Origin of the sequence: Alcaligenes sp. CHO6 (assembly GCF_037120595.1) — a bacterium.
In the GTDB taxonomy this organism is placed as follows: domain Bacteria; phylum Pseudomonadota; class Gammaproteobacteria; order Burkholderiales; family Burkholderiaceae_B; genus Alcaligenes; species Alcaligenes ammonioxydans.
This window is the reverse complement of record NZ_JBANCI010000001.1, coordinates 941,548-961,721: the sequence shown is the minus strand read 5'-3', so window position 1 is coordinate 961,721 and position 20,174 is coordinate 941,548. Positions and strand designations below refer to the sequence as shown.

Sequence of the window (20,174 nt, the reverse complement as noted above, 5' to 3'; positions counted from 1 at the left end):
CGCCCTCAAACTCAGTTTTTGTCCAGCTTGCCCACCAGCGACAAGGTGAACGATGCGCCCATGTACTTGAAGTGCGGACGCACTTTCAAGCCCACGCGGTACCAGCCTGGATCGCCTTCCACATCCGAAACGGTCACCTCGGCCTGTCGCAAAGGCCGACGGCTGCGTACACCCGCGCTCGGGTTATCCATATCGGCCACGTACTGACGAATCCACTCGTTCAGTTCGGCTTCCAGGTCATTGCGCTCTTTCCAGGTGCCGATGTTCTCGCGCTGGATCACCTTGATGTAGTGCGCCAGACGGCTCACCACATAGATGTAAGGCAGTTGCGTGCCCAGCTTGTAGTTGGTCTCGGCCACCTTGCCTTCTTTGTTGTTGCCAAAGAACTTAGGCTTTTGCGAGGAATTGGCCGAAAAGAAGGCCGCATTGTCCGTGTTCTTGCGCATGGTCAGGGCGATAAAGCCTTGTTCGGCCAACTCGAATTCGCGTCGTTCGGAGATCAGCACTTCGGTCGGGATCTTGGTCTGGGTCTCGCCCATGGCCTCGTAGTTGTAAATAGGCAGATCCTCGACCGCCCCGCCGCCTTGCGGACCGATGATGTTGGCGCACCAGCGATAACGTGCAAAGCTGTCGGCCAGTCGGTCTGCAAACGCAAAGGCCGCATTGCCCCACAGAAAGTTCTGATTGCCGCCCGACACATCTTCGTTGTAATTGAAGGTCTTGGCCGGTACCGTGTCCTCGCCATAAGGCACGCGCAGCAGAAAATGCGGCAAGGTCAGGCCCACGAAGCGGGCGTCATCGGACTGACGAAATGAATTCCACTTGGTAAATTGCGGGCCTTCAAAAACCGCACTCAGATCTTTCAGATTGGGCAGTGCCGAGTAATTATCCACGCCAAAAAACTGCGGTCCGGCCGATGCAATGAAGGGCGCGTGCGCCATGGCCGACACGCTGGCCAAGGACTGCAGCAGCTTGATGTCCTGGGTGCCGGGACCAAATTCGTAATTGCCGATGATCGAACCAAACGGCTGACCACCGAACTGTCCGAATTCCGCCGTGTAGACAGCGGTATACAAGCCCGAGCGGGTGATATCGGTGGCATCCTCAAAGTCTTCCAGCAGTGCCTGCTTGGACACATTCAGAATGGCCAGCTTGTTGTTCTCACGAAAATCCGTGCGATCGACCAGAAATTTCAGCCCTGTCCAGGCCGACTCCAGACGTTGAAAATCGGCATGGTGCAAAATCTGGTCCACCTGACGGCACAGTTTGCGATCCAGATTGGCGATCATTTCATCGATCAGGCCCTGGCTGATCTTCTCGCTTTGGCGACCTGGCTCAAGCAGCTCGGCTACAAAGGCTTCCAGCCCCTGGCGGGTAATGGCATAGGCCTCATCATCAGGACGCAGGCGAGTCGATTCAATCAACTCATCGAGCAGCGAACCGCCTTCCTGGGCGCCTTGCGCAGTCTGAGCCTGCTGTTCCGGTGTGTTTGCAGTCATGTTTATTCCCCTTGCTTGTCCTGTACGCCCAACTCAGCCAGCAGACGCTGACGCGTGCCTTCGTCCTGTACCAGTCCCTGCAGACGCTTGCGAAAATCAGGCAGATTGCCCAGTGGCCCTTTCAATGCCTTGAGTGCGTCGCGCAAGGCAATCAACTGGCGCAGTTCGGGCACCTGATCGACCAGCGCATCGGGCTGAAAGTCGCGCATGGACTCAAACCGCAGGTCCACAGTCAGTTGATCGTCCGGCCCGGCCTGCTCATTGAGCTTGTCCTGCACCAGCAAGGTCAGCGACAGATTCTGGGCCTTGAGCACGTCGTTGAACGTATCCTTGTCCACGCTGACCGGCGTACGCGCATCCAGGGGCGTACTGTCTTCGCGCAAGGTAAAGTCGCCCAGCACTAACTGGCGAAACGGCAGCTCCACCTGCTCCTGGGCATCACCCGTGGCGGGTTTGTACACAATATTGACGCGCTCTTTGGGGGCGACGGAACCATCAGCAGCCATGTCGGTTTCTCCTGTTTAGAAAATCGGGGTCTGTTCTTTCATCGGGCGCGCATCAGTTGCTCGCCACCCGTCTTTAACCGCGCCAACGCTCCATCCAGCAAGCGTCGCGCAGCTTCGGCCTCGGCTCCAGCCGCCATGACCAGAGAGGTCAGGCCAAACACATCCAATCCTTCACCGTCCCGCGCCGTCTCTGTAGGCGGTTCGGCATGGCCAGCGGCCGGTGCAGGCTCAGTCACCCGCGTCCCGGACGCGGTCAGCCACGCACGCGTCTGCTCATCGGCAAAGGGACGCCCATCGCTAAAAGCCAAGCGCTCCAGCCCCGGTAAACGCTGCAAGATCGCTTGCGTTTCGATCAGAATGGTTTGCGCACCGGGCTGTCCCTGAGGCAAAGCCTGCGCCGCCTGATAGGACAGGCGGTTCAAATCCAGCCAGAAACGCATGCGTCCCAGGCGCGACTCTGCAAAGCGCAATATCGCCGCCGGGTCCTGGGCTTCGCTCAGGCGCTCCAGCACTGCCAAGTCCGCGACAGGCGGCGGAGCAACACGCGTCACCCCTTCCTGGGCATGCGGCAAGGTATCCAGAAACAGCCAGGCGCTTTGCCGGTTCAACCGCAGCAGCCAGGCCGTAGCCAATAGTGCATCGTCCAGAGTCAGCAAAGACTCCTGGATCGTCGCGACGCTTTGCTCTACATAGCGCTCGGCCGCGACCACGTCGCTTAGCGTTGCAGCAGCGATGGCAAGGGCCTTGTCGCTCACGGAATCAGGCGCCACCTCAGAGTGCACAGGCTGAGCGACTTCTTTGGCTACACGTACCGGGGCGGCCGTCTGGGTCGCTACCGCAGGCTCGTCCTGAGCCGGTTCAGAACGCGGGAAATCAGGAACAGGCGTTTCAGACGAAGTCTGTGCATCAGGGGCCTCGCTCTGGGCGGTCGGCAACAACTCTCCCAGACGCTTGCCTAAACGCCACCACGCCGGCGGTTCATCGTCTTTAGCCTGCCAGAACGCATCCAGCTCATCACACAGGGCAAGAACCTCGTCGCGTTGCTGCGAATCCAGTCCCTCTGTGTCCCAATCGGGCTCGGACAATACTGCGTCACATTCGTCCAGCAGCCATTGCACCTGATTGCGCCGGCCACGAATGCGTGCCGCAGGCGGACTCATGACGTCCCAGTACACCGTATGCAGATCGCGGATCACCTGCAGTCCAGCTGCCAGACCACGCGTACCGTACTCATGCAACCAGGCTGCGCACAACCACACCCCGGCACTCAAATCCTTGCCCTCTTTATCCAGTACCTGAGTTGCCAGAGAGGCGACCAGTGACCAGTCCACCGGCGTGGCGGCATGCATGTCCACACGCTTTCCGACTTCAGCCTGAAGCGACGCAAATGTCTCACCGTCACGCGGCATGTGCCCATGAGTGAGTGTTTCATTGATGGCCCGTACGCCTAGCTGCTTGTCCAACATCTCTACGTGCTCCCTGAGTCGGATCACCGGAAAAACGGCGATCTGCTACTGATGAACCTAGTGTAGAAATGTCACGTTTAATGACCGTCCAAATCTTATTGTTGCTGTTTCACCGTTTGAGACGATTCAATAAACACTTGGTAAACGCTCAGCCGTTTACACCCGCAGCTTGGCTGCAGCTCCCGCAAAGCGGATGTGCTAGACAACAGTGCCACTTGACATCATCAAGGAGTCTGGGGGCGGGAAGGTTGGATAAGACGGGAACCGGTTATTTCTGGGGCTGTTTTCTCAAGGCGCTAAGGGTAGAGCCGCATTGGATCGCATGGAGGCATCGGGGTTGCGAATGCCAAGTGCAGGGTTCAGTACCGGACTTCCTACCGGCATATGATCTCTGAATTTGAAAGTCTGAAAATTAGCCAATGAAATCGCCCGTATACCATTAATAAAATGGAAAGGGATGATAATTTCCTCTTCACTGGCGGTATGCGGCCCTCGATAGATGAAACCTTGCAGTCCCAGACTCTGAATCAGCGGTTTGTCATCTGGAATTTTTATACCAATTTCACTTAATGCTTCCCTGACCAATTTTGATTTTTCTGATTGCGGAATTTCAGGGTCTGCTATTTCATTACCGGCAATATCAACAAAATGGGTTTTTTTCCCCTTACCTGCGAAATTGTTAACGGTTGAGGTCTCTATATAAATCAGATTGATATAGGCTTCGCCGGTACCATCCGGCGGTAAAGCGTCCGGTAAATACCCTTCTGCCGTGAGTCTATCCTCAGCCACATACAAACCCGACCAATCGTCTTTTTTGCCTTCCGGATAAGACTTGATCGTGCTGCGATAGCGCTTGTCATTGGCGCTGACACCAGCGGACTTGTAGCCCAGAAACACGCCGGTCGGGCCGGGCTCAATGGCGATCTCCCTTGTTTTCGCTTTGACACTCATCGGACTCTCTCCCTGTCTAAGACATGTACTGCAGCGTCAATCCATTCCGTCTTTGACTATATGGTGATTAAGAATAGAAAGCAGCAACAGGAAAGATAGATCGAGCAAGAGTCAAACGTCAATCAAACCAGAATACTCAGTTTCATTGATTCCTTATTATCAGGCCCTTTAGAAATAACGCCGGGTTCATCATTAGGCAGCGTCACGCCGGATTTTTTTGCGCACACACGAGAACATATTTTTTGAACGAAGAATAGATAAAATCCATGTTCAATGAAATGGCTCAGAGTCAGAAAACCATAATACCTCGGCTGCGCCTTATTCTGCCTACAGACAGGCTCGAGCGCTTGTTCTTGAATTCGAAAAAACTCCTTGCTGTCTGAGCGGTCTTTATCGTTCTTGTTCGCACCGCGCTCCCTGGCAAACTGCCTCAACAAGACAGGTTTACAGAGTCAGCTTGAAACCCTTGTGGCTGGCCGTAAAGCCCAGCTGTTCATAAAACCGATGTGCATCCGTTCGGGCCATATCGGAAGTCAACTGCACAATACGACATTGGCGCTGACGGCACTGCTCGACGGCCCACTGGATCATCAAACGGCCCAGGCCGGAACCACGGGCCGAGCTGGCAATACGAACAGACTCGATCTCGCCCCGCCATGCGCCTTGGTGAGAGAGTCCCGGCATATAGCTGATCTGCAACGTACCCACCACACGACCATCCAGTTCCACCACGACCAGATACTGATTGGGATCAGCCTCTATGGCGGCAAAGGCATCCAGGTAGGACCGGGCTAGGGGCAAGCGTGTATCTTCGCGTTTTTGGCCCAGAATGTCGTCGGCCAACATGGTGACGATCGCCTCAAGATCGGTTGCAAGCGCCCGACGAAAAACAGGTGTGGATGTCAATTCAAACTCCTTGGTCAAAAAAACCGGCTTAATGGATTTGAAATTATGCCCCTTGGAAGCGAACAAACCATGACTAGCCCTTCAGTCTGATTGCGTACTGGGCCTCGTTAATGAGGTCGCCACCACTTTTTGCGCCTGCAACCAAGCCAGCCAGGCAGCCTGCAGACGCCAGGCGCTGGCCGCGCCCGGGGCGTAACCCATCACCTCTTCAATTTCAGGCAGAGAAAAGCCGCGTTCAATCAGGCCAGCACCAAAGGTGTTGCGCAAGCGTTGTGGCGTCATCAACAAATCCATCTGCTTGATGCCCCATTTACTGACGATACGCGCCAGGGTGGCTGGATTCATCTGCGCCTGGGGACGAGCCGCGCTGATCTGACGGCTGCCCGGAAAGACGCGACTCTCTTTCACCCAGGCTCCAGCGTCTTGAAGGCCACTGAAGATCAACCAGCTACGCAACATCTCATCACACCATACGGGCACCCTGACATCGCGCTTTGCCGCGCCCGGGAGACTGATGAGCAGGGAGCCATCGCGCCAGAGGGCCATGCCCTCGTCCTCATCGGCCTGCCCGTCAGAAAGGGGTTCAACCCCCACTTGGGTGGCTCTGATGGCCGAGGGATGCAGGTGTCCCAACTCTACCGGACGCAGACCCGTCGCCAGCATCACCGCCACAATGGTCATGTCCCGATATTCACGCCACCGGGTGGCGACCGTCATATCAGTGGCCAGCTCCAGAACGCGGCGCCGATGACGCAATGACTTGATCGTCGCCCGACATTGTTCGACCGACAGAAATTGAGTGGCCTGATTGTCGGGCGCTTGCCGCCAGCTTTCCTTGAAGGGATCGTTGATGGCTGGCGCCAGAGCGGGGTTTTCGGAGCGACCATCCTGACGACACAGTTCCTCGTAGGCGCGGGCGATGACTTGTTGATAGCGTTCGCGCTGAGGTCGGCGCACATCGTCCAGATTGCTCAAAAAGTCACGAATATCCGTGGGCTGAATCTGCGTGTACTGTTTTTGATGCTCATGAAGGGCCTGCAAAAAGCGCCGCCATAAGGTTCGATACACTCGTTGCGTACTGGCTGCCATGGGGGGACGCTGATGCTGCAGCCAAGTATCAAACAAGGCTTCCGCCGAAATGTCGGCGGCTTTTACGCCCAATAGTGGCAGGTCAAACTGCCCTTCTTCGCGTGTAGACCTTTTTTTCATGGCGTGCCCGTCTTTTCCGTTAATTGCATTTTATGATAAGCCCCCAGGGAGCAGCGTGCAATATGGCCGGCTCAGGCCAGTGAATTTGCTTTCTTCCATTGGCGCAGCCGATTTCGCGCATTGGCATACGGCGAGGCCGTATTAAACTGAATCATGCGCCCCTGTGAGTAGGTCTTGTACCAAGGGGCACCGTACAAGGCCTGGTCGGTACAGTGTCCGACCAGCTCCACAATCCGGCCATAGACATCCTGGAGACGGGTAAGCAGTTCCGAATAAGAAAGATCGGCATAATCCGCGTAGAACTTCTGTGCCAAGGCCCCCAGCTCGTTCCATTTGAAACCACGTTCGGGAAAATCGACCGCTTCCCCCCGGGCTTTGGCGTGACTCCACTTCAATACCAGTTCGTTCCAACCGATTAAATAAGCCACCAGATCCGACACGCTCATCTGTGTTCCTTTGACATGCCCTTGCAGGCTGCGCTCGCGGCATCGCTCCTCAGGAACCGTCAGCAACTCTGCCCTGAGTTGTTGATAGCTACTAGAGATAGCCTGCAGTAACTCCTGTTTGTTTTGCGGTACTGCCATCGGTGCCCTCCCCTGGTCTTGGTTGTTCAAGTCCGGCGCGCCGCCCCCCAGGCAAGACAGACGGCAGCCAGACCGCCTGACTTAACGAAAGAGATTTTGGTGTACCCAACCCTTATTGGTCAGAATCAACCGTGCCTGCCCTTGAACTTCTGGTGCTGTCAGTGCACGCAGGTCCTCGTAGGCATCCAGAACGGCTCCATCCGTAATCCACGGCGCGGCATCAGCCAGATGATAAACATAGTTAACTTGGCTGACGGTAAATCCGCCTGCACTGGCCGGCTCTGTGAAGTAGTTGATGCGTTTGAGAACCAGACGGCCCGTACAAAAGGCATCACGCTCGCCCTGGGACGGCTCGGAGCCTGCACGTCGCAAATAGGTATCGGCCTGAGGCGTCAATTCGTAGCGCGGTGCCTGCTCTGTCCCCACCTGACGCACGAGCCCCACCGAGGCCAAGGCCGCCAGACGAGCCCGATCCTCCACGATCAGGGGCGAGTCATGCTCAGCCTGGTAAGGATAACTTCGTCCCGGCACACCGACACATAAACCATCCCGGCTATCCAGATAAGACTGGATAGCTGTGCTGAAATTTTCCTCATTGGCCTGCCTGGAGTCCTGACACCCTGCCAACAAGGCGGCTGCCCCAACGACCAACGCTGTCTTCCACATAGATACTTCCTTGCTCGCGAGCTGAAAAATCGAGTGTATCCCGCGCTCGCACCACCCTAACAGCCTTGTCACACGCTGACAAGAAAAGACGCCGATAGCAAGGTCGCAGCGCGACTACCCTCAAATTTGCATTACTGCATTGCAAAATCTGGTCTTTTAGGAAGCTTACAAACAGGTTAAAGTTTCCAGGCTTCGTAAATGAAAGGCATTATCAATGAGCAACACTTCTGTCCCAGAGGATCAGCCCCGTTACACCCGCATCGCCCGCATCTTGCACTGGATCATGGCATTGGCGCTGACTGCCTTGGTCATCGTGGGCTACACCATGAAAACCTTGCCGCTGTCCCCCCTGAAACTGCAAGTCTATTCCTGGCACAAGTGGGCTGGCATCACCCTGCTGCTACTGCTGGTGCTGCGCCTGATCTGGCGTTTGTTGCACCGCCCCCCTGCCTTGCCCGCCAGCATGTCTTTCTGGAGCCGGGCGCTGGCGCATAGCGGCCATGCCCTCCTGTATCTGTTGATGCTGGCCATCCCTCTGACCGGCTGGCTGATGAGCTCGGCCAAAGGATTCCAGACGGTCTGGTTTGGCGTGATCCCCCTGCCCGATCTGGTCTCCAAAGACAAACCTTTGGGAGAGTTGCTGGTCCAAGTACACATCTTTTTGAATTACGCCCTGATTGCCATGGTCAGCCTGCACGTTCTGGCGGCCCTCAAGCATCAGTTCATTGACCGTGACGGCTTGCTCGGCCGCATCACCTTTACTTTAGGCAAAGCCAAATCATGAAAAAATCTGTCTTCGTGTCCCTTCTGGCCGGCTCCTTGGGTCTCAGTCTCAGTCTGGCGGCCAATGCCAAGAACTACCAGACGCTGGATGTCCAAAATAGCGAAATCGGCTTTCAGTATTCGCAAATGGGCGTGAAGCTGGATGGCCAATTTCGCAAGTTTGAAGGCGAGCTGAACTTCAACCCCGACGCCCTGGATCAGTCCAAGGTGGTGTTGAAAGTGGCACTGGATAGCGTGGATACCGGTTCGGAAGAAGCCGATGACGAATTGCAGGACGTACGCTGGTTCGACATTGACGCGCATCCCCAGGCCGTTTTCAGCTCCAAGCGTTTCCGTGCCGTCAGCGCCCAGCAATATGAAGTGCAAGGCACGCTGCAGATCAAAGGCCGTGAACAGCCCGTTACTGTCATGGCAACCATGGCACCCGAAGGCGATAAAGCTACGTTCAGCGGCGCTTTTGACATTAAGCGTGGCGACTTCTCGATCGGTGAAGGCTCCTGGTCCAGTTACGACATCGTGGCCAACGAGATCACCGTCAATTTCAAGATTGATGCCCGGTAAACCGACGCATCAGCCCTCATTCCTCTTTTCTACCCGCATCAGCAAGGATTACACCCTCATGATCAAACCAGTGATTGCTCTGTCCGCCAGCTTCCTCCTTGTCTTTGCCGCTCAAGCCGCGCCGGTGAGCTATCAGGTTGAGCCCAGCCACACCTTTGTACACTTCAGCTACAAGCACCTGGGCCTGAGCACTCAAAACCAGCGTTTCGACAAAGCACAAGGCACGGTTACCCTGGATCAGCAAGCCAAAACCGGCAGCATCGACATGAAAGTCGACACCCGTTCGGTCAGCACCGGCTTTCCCCTGTTCGATGAACACATTCAAGGCAAGGATTACTTTGATACGGCCCAGTTTCCTGAAGCCACGTTCGTATCCAAGGAAATTCAATTCGACGGCGACAAGCCTGTGTCCGCCAAAGGCGATCTGACCATCAAGGGCATTACCAAGCCCGTTACCATGAACATTGAGTCGTTCCTGACCATGCCCAAGCACCCGATGTTGAATAAACCCGCCCTGGGTGCGGATGGCAAGATCGAGATCAAGCGCAGCGACTTTGGCATGGCTGCCAATGTGCCCCATGTCGGTGATGAGGTCACCATCCGCATCGCCCTGGAGGCCATCGCGCCCTGATCCAGACCTGCCCGCCGTTGCAGGAAATCCAGTTACAGGATTTCCTGCACCACTTCCAGGGGACGCGCCAGACGCGTCCCTTTTTCCGTCACCACAATGGGACGATTCAGCAAAATGGGGTTGGCTTCCAGGGCAGCGAGCAACTCCTCGTCGCTTAAATCCGGATTATCCAGATTCAACTCGCTGTAAATCGCTTCTTTGCTGCGCATGGCCTCACGCACCGTCAGACCCGTGGCCGCAATCAGCGCTTTGAGTTCGCTGCGCGACAAGGGCGTTTTCAGGTATTCAATGATCTCGGGCTCCCGTCCTTTTTCTCGCATCAGGGCCAGGGCATTGCGCGAAGTGCTGCAGCGCGGATTATGATAGATTTTGCTCATAACAGTCTTTGACTTCCTATAAACCGTATTCAGGCAAACAATAGTAGCCCAGTGCTGCCGGCCCCGTCATCCGGCTTGCTTGCGGCAAACAGGCCCGCATCTTCATTCAGCCAGGAGAACCCATGATCGACCTGTATTACTGGACCACTCCCAACGGACATAAAATCACGATGTTTCTGGAAGAGTCCGGTCTGCCTTACACCCTGTACCCCGTCAATATTGCTCAGGGCGACCAGTTCAAACCCGAGTTCCTGCGTATCGCCCCCAATAATCGCATTCCCGCCATTGTCGACCACGCTCCGCAAGACGGCGGCGCGCCCATCTCCTTGTTTGAGTCAGGCGCCATCTTGCAGTATCTGGCCGAAAAAACCGGACAATTCCTGTCCGCAGACTTGCGCATCCGCACCGAAACCTTGCAGTGGCTCTACTGGCAAATGGCAGGGCTGGGCCCCATGGCCGGTCAGAACCATCATTTCAATGTGTATGCCCCGGTAAAAATCGAGTATGCGATAGACCGTTATGTGCGTGAGACAGGTCGCCTCTATGGCGTGCTCAACAAGCATCTGGCGCAGCGCGACTTTATCGCTGGAGACTATTCCATTGCGGACATGGCCAGTTACCCCTGGATTGTCTCGCATGAGCGCCAAGGCCAGAACCTGGACGACTTTCCCCATTTGAAGCGTTGGTTCCAGCGTATTGCCGAACGGCCTGCTACGGGTCGTGCCTACGCACTGGTCGAGACAATCAACCCTGGCTCTCCCGTCCATGATGAGAAAGCCCGTCAAATCCTTTTTGGCCAAGATTCCAAAACCATTCGATAGGACTACGACTCCATGACCTTACAGCGCCCTTATCAGCTGCTGCTTATTGGCCTGACAACCCTGGCTCTGTCGGCGTGCTCCAGCACGCCAAGCTCCAATATTTCCCTGATCCCCACGCAAACCCAGGATCAGACGGAGAAAGACGGTGTCTTTACCCAATCCCTGAACTACAAGCACATCAAGCCTGGCTGTACCGGCGAATGCCCGCGCCTGGAAGTCAAATCCCTGATTTTCCCCGGTAATCCTGAGCTAACCGGGCTGGTCGATGAAAGCCTGGCACACATGACCGTCATCACCGACCGTCATCCCGGTTATCGTGGTTTGAAAGAGTTCGAGAACTACTACTGGGCCACGGCCAATCATCGCGATGAAGTTCATCTGTCAGCCCGTACGCGCTACCGCAACCGCGATCTGACCGTTGTAGAGCTAAGTTCAGGCATTTACATGACCGGTGCCGCTCACGGTATTACGGCCACGCAGTTCATCAACTGGGACAATCGCCTGAAAATGGCCCTGCCCCTGGATCGTATTATCGCCCCAGGCCAGATCAAACCTTTCCAGGAACTGGTACGTCAAGCCCATCAGAACTGGCTCTCCGGCCTGAGCGAAGCGCGCGAGGATCGCGCCGGCTGGGACAGAATGTGGCCTTTCCAGCCCGCTCAGAATGTTGCGCTGACGGACCAGGGGCTGCTGGTGAAGTACAACCCCTATGAGATCGCCCCCTATTCCTTCGGTCAGCCTGAGTTCTTGCTGCCTTACTCCCAATTGAAAGGCATATTGCGCCCCGACTATCTGCCCGCCAACTAGCCAAACCGCTTGACTGAGCAGACAGGCGGCCTTCCTCTGGCTGCCTGTCCTAGCCCACACGCTGTTGCACGCTACCCCAAGCCCGGCATCGCTGCCCTGCCGATCCGAAACCCAGCCTGCTGCCAGCGCCCTGTTCCCTCTTTACCTGGTCCCGCCATCATGTCTGATAATTTGTTCCGCTTTCACGACCTGTTTGCCCAATTGGGTTTGCCGAACTCACCTGAGGCGATTGCCCGCTTTCTGAACGAACACCGCCCCTTGCCCAACGACGTCCTGCTGGCGGATGCCCCTTTTTGGGATGCCTCCCAGGCGGATTTCATTCGGGAAAAACGCCTGCAGGATGCGCCCGAATGGATTCAGGTCATTGATCAACTCAGCGAAGCGCTGCGTGAGACCAGGGACGTCGTAAGTTCAGATAGGCCTTGTCGTGTGCTGGCCCTCTCTGGGAGCCTGCGCCAGGGCTCTTTCAATACCGCCTTGGCTCATGCAGCCCAAGCCCAGGCCCCTCAGGGCATGACGGTTGAAGTGGCAACCTTGCACGGCATCCCCCTGTATGACGGCGATCTCGAAAGCAGCAACGGCATTCCAGAGGCGGTACTGAGCTTGAAAGCAAAAATTCTGAATGCAGACGCGCTCCTTCTGGTCACCCCCGAATACAACAATGGCGTACCCGGCGTGTTCAAGAACGGCATTGACTGGCTGTCACGCACTGATAGGAACGCCATTTTCTCAGGACGTTTAACGGGGTTGGTCGGTGCCTCCATGGGGGGATTTGGCACGATTTCATCCCAGGCGGCCTGGCTGCCCACACTGAAAATGTTGGGTGTGTCCCTCTACAGCGGGGGATCTTTGATGGTGTCTCGCGCACAGAACTCCTTTGACGCAGCGGGCACGTTACACGATGAGCACACCCTGAACCTGCTGAGCACGTATCTGCAGGGTTTCCACCGTTTTGTCCAGGCCTCCCAGCCAAGCAGAGCACATCAAACAAGCGCGTAGCCGACACGGCCAGAAGTGCCAGGTGGCCTGATCGCTTTTACAAAGCAAATCGACACGCACAGGTACAACAGAAAACGGTGGGACCAGCACCAGCAAGCCTTACAAGTTCGCCGTCTCAGCAAAAAGGAGCCTTGAAGGCTCCTTTTTTATTGCCCAAGGCTTAAGGCTGAACGGGCTTGTCGAAACGATCCAGATCAAAGTAACGACTGGTACCACTGGAAGCGGCGGGAGCAGGACTTGTACTGTCCGCCGCAGGCGAAGCGGCAGGCTCGACCGTGACAGTCTGGACCCGATTAAGATCGGGCTGCTCCACGCGTTCGGGCACACCATAGGTCTGTACACTCTCTCCCGAAGATGATCCTGCGGGAGGAGGAGTCGAGCCGGCCTTGCGGGCAAGCGTCTGTTCGAGATAGGCGGCCAATTGATCGTGGTTGGCTGAACGCGCCCAGTCTGCAGCGCTCAAACCCTGGGCATTTTGCATGCCTGGGTCTGCACCGGCCGCCAATAACAGATCCACCACCGCACGTTTGCCCGATAAGGCCGCCATCATCAAGGGACTGGTACCGTCGGGTGCGGGCGCATTCACAATCGCTTTTTGCGACAGCAGGTAGCGTACCGTGTCTTCATGGCCTTTAGAGGCTGCGTAGTGCAAGGGCGACCAACCCACTCGGTTCACTTGCCCTCCTCGTGCCTGCAAATCACGTAAACGGTCGGTTTCCCCCATCAGGGCCAGATACATCATGGGGGTTTCACGGGCCTCGTTCTCAATGTTCACATTGGTTTGGCGATTGGCCAGCAAGGTATCCACCACTTTCCAGGACTTGTTGCGGATCGCCAGCATCAAAGAGGGATTGCCCTTGGAGTCCACCGCATTAGGGTTCGCCCCTTTGATGAACTCCTGCTCAATGATGTTGGGGCGATCATTTTCCAGCGCCAAATACCAGTTCCGGCTTTCCAACTCAGGCTCCTGCGCCTGCACAGAGGTGGACAGCAGCAGGGCCAGAGGCAGCATCATGGAAAGAACAGGCTTTCTTATTACTTTTTTATTAAAAATCATTATCTTAAGTCCTTTTCTTAAGGTGCTTGATGAGGTATTGAAGCGGAAAAACAAGCTCTTTCGAATCTCAAGCCGTTCCCTCTTGGCAGTAGGTATTTTCTCAGAAAAAGGATCATATAAATCCGCTAAGCAATTGATAATAAACAGAAATTTAATATCAAAAAACCTGAGCATGTCTCAGACACGAGGAGCCCGTCAAAGCCGTGCGTGACTAGCATGACCGCGCCGCCTTGTTTGTCAATGTCACCGCCTATTGCTCCGTCTGGAGCGAGGGCTTATCCGCGTTTGCCTCATCCCGAAAACACAGGCACTACTTATTTAAAATCAATCACTTAGCCTGACTATTTGACACATTGCCTAAGAATCAAAAGGCATCCCACGTTCTGCTGGCTATGCTCTACTCAATCCCGCAGAGTAATAAACGAATCTCTCATTCAGATTAACTTAGAGCCGTACCTTATTGAATAATCTGAAAAAATTCTCTGTGCTGGCTTCTTCCACCTCCTTGACGGAAATACCCCGCAATTCTGCAATCTTCTCGGCCACATGAATGACCAGAGCAGGATTATTGGTTTTACCTCGATACGGAACTGGAGCCAGAAAGGGCGAATCGGTTTCAATCAGCAAGCGGTCCAGCGGCACCCGTTGCGCCACGTCTTGGAGCTGGGTGGCATTTTTGAAGGTGACGATGCCCGAGAAGGAAATGTAGAAATTCAGGTCCAGGGCCGCCTGCGCCACTTCCCAGGTTTCCGTAAAGCAATGCATGACGCCCCCCGCAAGCTGAGCCTGCTCCTGGCGCATGATCGCAATCGTGTCCTCACTGGCTGAACGCGTATGAATAATCAAGGGCAGGCCCGATTCACGACTGGCCCGTATATGGGTACGGAAGCGCTCGCGCTGCCACTCCAACGGCTCTTGCAAACGGTAGTAATCCAGGCCCGTCTCTCCGATAGCCACGACTTTCGGGTCCTGAGCCAGCGTCACCAGCTCCTGCACGGTGGGCTCGGTCACCTTTTCGTAGTCCGGATGTACACCGACCGAGGCAAACAAATGGGTATGCGGACGGACCAACTCCATCAAACCGGGCCAGTCGTCCATATCGACGCTGACCACTAGCGCACAGCCCACCTGGTTCTGACGCATCTTATCCAGAATGGCGTCCAGATTTTCAGCAAGTTCGGGAAAGTTAAGATGGCAATGCGAATCAACAAACATGATGAGAGGTACTTTTCTTAAACACGACGACATGCCTGGTGCAAGCGGTCCAAGGCATGATGAACCAACAATTTAGCATTGAGCGGATGATTGCCCAGCGCCTTTTGCTGGGCCAGCCATTTGAGCGCTTCGGTAAGGGCCGCCGAATTGGCCTGAGCCGCCAGCGCATCAATCTGTTTTTGCAACGAGGGATAGTAACGCGCCGACTGGGCAAAACCACTTAACTGAATATCAACGAACAAACGTTGCCAATGATCGACCCATTCCTGAACCGGAAGTTTTTCCAGCGTATCGGCCAGCGACAAGTCCGCTTCACGGCCAGCTTTCAAGACACCCTCGATCCAGGCACTGAGCCAGTCCGGACACGGCGCCTGCATCGCCTCACTGGCGCTGAACGCCTTTAAGGGAGCTCCCCCCCAGGCTGCCAACCAATCAGATGCGTGCTCTAGCCCCTGCTGCTGCAGCCATTGCACCGATTGCTGAGCATCCGGTACCGGCAAAGGCAAGCGGCGACAGCGTGAGACAAGCGTTGGCAGCAGTCGATCGGGGGCATCGGCCACCAGCAAAAAAACAGTACGATCGGCCGGTTCCTCCAACACCTTCAGCAAGGCATTGGCAGACACCAGATTCAAGGCCTGAGCCGGATACACGACCGCGACGCGCCAGCCTCCCCGATGCGTGGCCGTATTGAACCAGTGCTGCAACTGTCGCAACTGCTCCACCCGGATTTCCCGAGACGGATTTTTACGGGCTGCCGCGTCCTTGGCCAGATCGCCCTCCTGCATGTCGGGTCCCTGCTCCTCCAAGGCAATCGCATCAGGACGCAACAGACGCAAATCCGGGTGATTGCCCCCACGCACCCACTGACAGGCCTGACAGTGGCCGCAAGCCAGTCCCTGAACAGGCTGCTCGCACAATAAACTGGCTCCAGCCGCCCGGGCGAACTGCGTCTTGCCGATACCGGGCAGACCATGGATCAGCCAGGCATGGGCAAAACGCTCTCGATTACCCAGCCAGGCCTGAGCCGTCTCGATTTGCCAGGGTAGAAAAGTCAAACTATCAGACACCGTATTGCCTCAAGGTTGCACATCAACAGGCCTGATTCACGCCAGAAAGACAAGATGGTCTCCCTTGCCTGAACGGCTCAGCGCACATTGTAATATGAACCGGTAAAATGCCTGCTCCACTACCAAGGATGATGAAGTGAGCTTATTGATCGGGCTGGCCGCCAAAGCGCGTTCAGGCAAAGATACCGTGGCCAATCTTTTGCTGGCCCACACCCCTTTACTGGCTGCCTATGCCTTGGCCGACCCTGTCAAAATGGGCTGCGAGGTGCTGTTTGGCCTGAGTCCCGCCCAGGCCTGGACTGACGACAGCCTGAAAGAAGTCCCTATCGCGCTATGGCAGCGCTCCCCGCGGCAGTGCTTTCAGTTGCTGGGAACAGACTGGATGCGCGAACGCGATCCCGATCACTGGTTGCGCCGCGCCCAACATCTGCTGAAGTTCGGGCCAGGCGCCGCCCTGGTTCGCAAACCGCAGGACTATTCGGTCTGGGCCCTGGCTTTGCCCGCTCTTTACGGCTTGTCGGCCGAACAGTTGGACGGCGAGCAAGCCGACCGTGTGGACAGCTTTTGGGGACTCAGTCCACGTCAGGCCGTTGAACACCTGCGCAGCCGGGTCCTGTCGCAGTATCCCGACTTCGAGCAACGCCGTCAGGCCTTGCCCCTGCGTGCACCGAGCCACCAGCTACCGGATATGAGCCAGGCACGCTGCCTGCTGATTAAAGATATTCGCTACGAAAACGAAGCCGACTTCATCCGTCAAAATGGCGGGGAGATATGGCATATTGAACGCCCTGGCAACCCGGTCATCAGCCAGCACTCCTCGGAATGGGGGATCGCGCGTGCCCCGCAAGACTACCTGATCCGAAACGATGCCGGCTTGCCAGAGCTGGCAAACAAGGTCCATGACCTCTGGCGCGGATTTACCCAGCGCCACGGCTTGCTGGCGTAAGAGGCCGCCAGCTCGGCCCCGGTCGGACAGGATCTGCCATGGCCGGCCTTCCTTCATCGAGCGCCGGCCTGTCTTGCACTCTGGCGCTAACGCTTGAGAATGTACTTGGCCACGGCCCGGTTATGCGCCGCCAGATTGGCCGAGAACTCGCTGGTACCGTCACCCCGCGACACAAAATAGTAAAAATCGTGCTTTTCCGGATGCAAAGTCGCCAATAAGGAGGCCTTGCCCGGACTGGCGATCGGAGTGGGCGGCAGACCCGCACGAGTGTACGTGTTCCAGGGCGTATCGGTTGTCAAATCACGCTTGCGGATACGACCCTCATAGGCTGAACCCATTCCATAAATCACCGTCGGATCCGTCTGCAAAGGCATACCCACGCGCAAGCGGTTCATGAACACCCCCGCCACTCGCGCCCGATCCTGGCTGTGACCCGTCTCACGTTCCACAATGGAGGCCATGATCAGCGCCTCATAAGGCGTTTTCAACGGCAAATCAGGATCACGGTCGGCCCATAACTGCTCCAAGAGCTCCTGCTGGGCCAGAAAACCGCGTCGCAAGATATCCACGTCAGCCGTACCCGGAACAAAGACATAGGTATCGGGGTAAAACAAACCTTCGGGATGTCCGACTTCAACACCCAGGCGGCTTAACAAATCGGCATCGCTGACCTCGCCCAAGGTCTGTCGAACCTGCGGGTTGTTCGCCAGCGTGTCACGAATGCGCTGATAGGTCCACCCCTCCGGAATGGTCAGGCGGGTCTGCAGCATATTGCCGCTGGACATCCGCTCCATCACTGTCCAGGGGGTATCACCACGCACCGCCTCATAGGCGCCGGCCTGCAGCGAGGTATCCAGACCCGTCAGGCGCGCCATCCAGACGAAGGCGTCCTCCTGGATATCAATGCCAGCCTGCTGCATGCTGCGCGCAATCGCACGCGGCCCTGAACCGGCAGGGACCACATAATCAATGCGTTCAGCACTCATGTTCACGGGCAGCTTCTTGGCCCAATACCAGGCGCCACCCGCGAGAACACAGGCGGCAACCACCACAAGGCCCAACAGGGCAGAGAAGATTTTGACGTTTTTTTTCATGCGAGCGCTATTGTAAACAGAATGGGGCGGCCTGTTCTTGACGATGTGTCACAAGGCGGCATGGAAATGACGTGCGCCGATCGTCCCCTTAACACGCGAACACGCACATGCCCTGTTGTCAGCGGGGATATGAGCCTGGAACAGGCCCTACCCACGGTATGATTGATGTTTAAATTTATTCTTTCGCTCAGCCATGACCGGAATGTCTGCCCCTCTCTCGTTCACCTTGCCCGATTTGTGCGTCCTCCAGTTTCAGGGAGCGGATGCCGTCTCCTTTCTTCATGCCCAAGTCAGCAATGACCTGGAGCATCTGGCTGCCGATCGTGCCTGTCTGGCCGCCTACTGCACCGCCAAAGGGCGCAGCCTGGCGACCCTGGTGCTCTGGCGCGAAGCGACCGACACCGTATTTGCTCTGGTGCGTCGTGATCTCAGCGAAGCGCTGATCAAGCGCCTGCGCATGTTCGTGCTGCGCAGCAAGGTCACCATCAGCCTGGCCGAATTGCAGGTTTATGGTGTGGCCGATCAATCTGCCGCCCAAGCCGTCTGGAATTTGCAGCGCGAGGGTGGCGACACCCTGATTCAAGCCCCCGGCACGCTGGAGGGCATGAATCGGCACTGGCGGATTTCTTCGCAGCAAGATGCGAACGCGCAGGCTTCTGAAGGCCTTTGGGAAACAGCAGATATTTTGGCGGGCTTGCCCTGGATCAGCGCCGCTACGCAGGACCTGTTCATTCCCCAGACCCTGAACCTGGACCTGATCGACGGGATCAACTTCAAAAAAGGCTGTTATCCCGGCCAGGAGGTCGTGGCGCGCAGCCACTATCGGGGCACCATCAAGCGTCGCATGATGGCCGCCCGCACGGACCGGCTGGATGCGCCCCCTGCGGGCCAGGAAGCAGCAGACGTATTCTTAGTCCCGTCCGAGGGAGGGGCCGAGCCGATCGTTGCCGCCCGTATCATTAATCGTGCCTGGCAGGCCCAGCAGCAGCGTCTGTATGTCTTGATGGAAGTGGTACTGGCGGACCTGGAGCAAGGCCAGTTTCAACTGGAGCAAGGACAGGCACTGGAATTGCAGCCCCTGCCCTACGCTCTCCCAGAACTTAGCGCCTCTGACGGTACAAATTAAGAATGCTGGAAAAATCCAGTCCGGCATTCTGACCCTGGGCCGCATGCAAGGCGAACAGGTTACGGGCCAGTTCGCCTAACGGCGTCGCGCTATTTTGGCTCACGGCAGCATCCGCAGCCAGACCCAGGTCTTTGAGCATCAGACCGGTGGCAAAGCCCCCCTGATAGTCACGCGAGGCCGGCACATCCGGCATGACACCGGGCCATGGGTTGTACAGTTCGGTGGCCCAGTTGCGCCCCGAGCTGCGCGCCATGATGGACGACAACACGGCAGGGTCCAGACCATGGGCAACGCCCAGCGCCAAGGCTTCAGCGGTACCCGCCATTAAAATTCCCAACAGCATATTGTTGCAAATCTTGGCAACCTGACCCGCACCGGCTTTACCGGCGTGGAAAATGTTCTTGCCCATCGCATCCAGATAAGGACGCGCCTTTTCCAGCGCCTGATCCTCACCCCCAACCATAAAGGTCAAGGTACCGGCAATTGCGCCACCCGTACCACCGGAGACAGGCGCATCCAGCATCAACAAGCCCAGCTTGGCTGCCTTGGCCGCCAGATCCTGGCTGGTTTGCGCATCAATCGTGCTGCAATCGACCAGCACCGTGCCCGGGGCCACCGCCTGCAGCAAGCCGTTCTCGACCTCGTAAACCTGACGAACATGGCGGCCAGCGGGCAGCATGGTAAAGACCATCTGTGCCTCTTTGGCGATTTGCGCGGCTGACTCGCCCACCTGCGCCCCCGCCGCCTGCAATTCCTTCATGGCTTCCGCATTCAGGTCAAAGACTTTCAAACGATGACCGGCTTTGAGCAGATTCAGCGCCATGGGTTTGCCCATATGGCCCAGCCCGATAAATGCAATCGTGTTACTCATTTTGTCTCCTCGTCATTATGAAAACGGCGCCG

Annotated in this window: 22 protein-coding genes; 8 read left to right on the top strand and 14 right to left on the bottom strand. The window is 56.5% G+C overall.

The genetic code is table 11. The features are described from left to right. Window positions 1-11: 11 nt before the first annotated feature. The 8 genes from tssC to V6936_RS04475 form a co-directional block, all read right to left on the bottom strand. Window positions 12-1,499 carry a type VI secretion system contractile sheath large subunit gene (gene tssC / locus V6936_RS04510; protein WP_003799819.1) on the bottom strand — a complete coding sequence of 496 codons (1,488 nt, stop codon included), beginning with the start codon at window positions 1,497-1,499 and terminating at the stop codon, window positions 12-14. Between the two features lie 2 nt (window positions 1,500-1,501). Beyond that, complete coding sequence (tssB, locus tag V6936_RS04505) at window positions 1,502-2,005, bottom strand: type VI secretion system contractile sheath small subunit (RefSeq protein WP_003799817.1); 504 nt, start codon at window positions 2,003-2,005, stop codon at window positions 1,502-1,504. Between the two features lie 38 nt (window positions 2,006-2,043). Continuing rightward, on the bottom strand, window positions 2,044-3,471 hold the full coding sequence (locus V6936_RS04500) for a TssA family type VI secretion system protein (protein WP_003799815.1): 1,428 nt from the start codon (window positions 3,469-3,471) through the stop codon (window positions 2,044-2,046). A 288-nt stretch (window positions 3,472-3,759) separates the two neighbouring features. Then, window positions 3,760-4,422, bottom strand: a complete 663-nt coding sequence (locus tag V6936_RS04495) for a hypothetical protein (protein WP_336579482.1) — start codon at window positions 4,420-4,422, stop codon at window positions 3,760-3,762. A 444-nt stretch (window positions 4,423-4,866) separates the two neighbouring features. After that, window positions 4,867-5,328, bottom strand: coding sequence for a GNAT family N-acetyltransferase (locus V6936_RS04490; RefSeq protein WP_336579481.1), 462 nt, complete (start codon window positions 5,326-5,328; stop codon window positions 4,867-4,869). Window positions 5,329-5,409: 81 nt separating this feature from the next. Beyond that, window positions 5,410-6,537, bottom strand: coding sequence for a site-specific integrase (locus V6936_RS04485; RefSeq protein WP_336579480.1), 1,128 nt, complete (start codon window positions 6,535-6,537; stop codon window positions 5,410-5,412). Between the two features lie 71 nt (window positions 6,538-6,608). Beyond that, on the bottom strand, window positions 6,609-7,121 hold the full coding sequence (locus tag V6936_RS04480) for a ClbS/DfsB family four-helix bundle protein (RefSeq protein WP_003799808.1): 513 nt from the start codon (window positions 7,119-7,121) through the stop codon (window positions 6,609-6,611). A gap of 81 nt (window positions 7,122-7,202) precedes the next feature. Further along, complete coding sequence (locus tag V6936_RS04475) at window positions 7,203-7,787, bottom strand: hypothetical protein (protein ID WP_003799807.1); 585 nt, start codon at window positions 7,785-7,787, stop codon at window positions 7,203-7,205. A 214-nt stretch (window positions 7,788-8,001) separates the two neighbouring features. Between V6936_RS04475 and V6936_RS04470 the strand changes: the two genes are divergently transcribed. From V6936_RS04470 to V6936_RS04460, 3 genes are read left to right on the top strand one after another with little or no spacing between them, the layout of a single operon-like run. Next, a complete protein-coding gene (locus V6936_RS04470; protein WP_240208663.1) occupies window positions 8,002-8,571 on the top strand; it encodes a cytochrome b in 570 nt (189 codons plus the stop codon). Beyond that, window positions 8,568-9,131, top strand: coding sequence for a YceI family protein (locus tag V6936_RS04465; protein ID WP_336579479.1), 564 nt, complete (start codon window positions 8,568-8,570; stop codon window positions 9,129-9,131). Before V6936_RS04470 ends, V6936_RS04465 begins: the two co-directional genes overlap by 4 nt. A 58-nt stretch (window positions 9,132-9,189) precedes the next feature. Continuing rightward, the gene (locus tag V6936_RS04460; protein WP_336579478.1) at window positions 9,190-9,762 is read left to right on the top strand and encodes a YceI family protein; all 573 of its coding nucleotides are present in this window, start codon (window positions 9,190-9,192) and stop codon (window positions 9,760-9,762) included. A gap of 32 nt (window positions 9,763-9,794) precedes the next feature. On the opposite strand, the gene arsC is transcribed toward V6936_RS04460, so the two are convergent. After that, a complete protein-coding gene (gene arsC, locus V6936_RS04455; RefSeq protein WP_336579477.1) occupies window positions 9,795-10,139 on the bottom strand; it encodes an arsenate reductase (glutaredoxin) in 345 nt (114 codons plus the stop codon). Window positions 10,140-10,261: 122 nt separating this feature from the next. Here arsC and V6936_RS04450 point away from each other — a divergent pair, with 122 nt between their 5' ends. The 3 genes from V6936_RS04450 (at window position 10,262) to V6936_RS04440 (ending at window position 12,766) form a co-directional block, all read left to right on the top strand. Then, window positions 10,262-10,960, top strand: a complete 699-nt coding sequence (locus tag V6936_RS04450; protein ID WP_003799802.1) for a glutathione binding-like protein — start codon at window positions 10,262-10,264, stop codon at window positions 10,958-10,960. A gap of 12 nt (window positions 10,961-10,972) precedes the next feature. After that, window positions 10,973-11,767: an RsiV family protein gene (locus tag V6936_RS04445; protein WP_336579476.1), complete on the top strand. Its 795-nt coding sequence runs from the start codon at window positions 10,973-10,975 to the stop codon at window positions 11,765-11,767. Window positions 11,768-11,926: 159 nt separating this feature from the next. After that, window positions 11,927-12,766, top strand: coding sequence for a DUF2789 family protein (locus V6936_RS04440; RefSeq protein ID WP_131070595.1), 840 nt, complete (start codon window positions 11,927-11,929; stop codon window positions 12,764-12,766). A gap of 160 nt (window positions 12,767-12,926) precedes the next feature. Here V6936_RS04440 and V6936_RS04435 read toward each other — a convergent pair whose 3' ends face one another. From V6936_RS04435 to holB, 3 genes are all read right to left on the bottom strand, one after another. Continuing rightward, window positions 12,927-13,823: an ankyrin repeat domain-containing protein gene (locus tag V6936_RS04435; protein ID WP_336579475.1), complete on the bottom strand. Its 897-nt coding sequence runs from the start codon at window positions 13,821-13,823 to the stop codon at window positions 12,927-12,929. 444 nt (window positions 13,824-14,267) lie between these two features. Further along, window positions 14,268-15,038, bottom strand: a complete 771-nt coding sequence (locus tag V6936_RS04430; protein ID WP_059317606.1) for a TatD family hydrolase — start codon at window positions 15,036-15,038, stop codon at window positions 14,268-14,270. 17 nt (window positions 15,039-15,055) lie between these two features. Then, on the bottom strand, window positions 15,056-16,105 hold the full coding sequence (holB, locus tag V6936_RS04425; protein WP_003799797.1) for a DNA polymerase III subunit delta': 1,050 nt from the start codon (window positions 16,103-16,105) through the stop codon (window positions 15,056-15,058). 136 nt (window positions 16,106-16,241) lie between these two features. Here holB and V6936_RS04420 point away from each other — a divergent pair, with 136 nt between their 5' ends. Further along, entirely contained in the window at window positions 16,242-17,051 is an 810-nt protein-coding gene (locus tag V6936_RS04420) for a deoxynucleotide monophosphate kinase family protein (protein WP_003799796.1), read from the top strand. 86 nt (window positions 17,052-17,137) lie between these two features. On the opposite strand, the gene mltG is transcribed toward V6936_RS04420, so the two are convergent. After that, entirely contained in the window at window positions 17,138-18,145 is a 1,008-nt protein-coding gene (mltG, locus tag V6936_RS04415) for an endolytic transglycosylase MltG (protein ID WP_003799795.1), read from the bottom strand. Between the two features lie 202 nt (window positions 18,146-18,347). On the opposite strand from mltG, the gene ygfZ reads away from it, so the two are divergent. After that, a complete protein-coding gene (ygfZ, locus tag V6936_RS04410) occupies window positions 18,348-19,271 on the top strand; it encodes a CAF17-like 4Fe-4S cluster assembly/insertion protein YgfZ (RefSeq protein WP_336579474.1) in 924 nt (307 codons plus the stop codon). Here the strand turns inward: ygfZ and mmsB are convergent. After that, on the bottom strand, window positions 19,246-20,142 hold the full coding sequence (mmsB, locus tag V6936_RS04405) for a 3-hydroxyisobutyrate dehydrogenase (protein WP_336579473.1): 897 nt from the start codon (window positions 20,140-20,142) through the stop codon (window positions 19,246-19,248). The genes ygfZ and mmsB overlap by 26 nt on opposite strands. Between the last annotated feature and the right edge of the window lie 32 nt (window positions 20,143-20,174).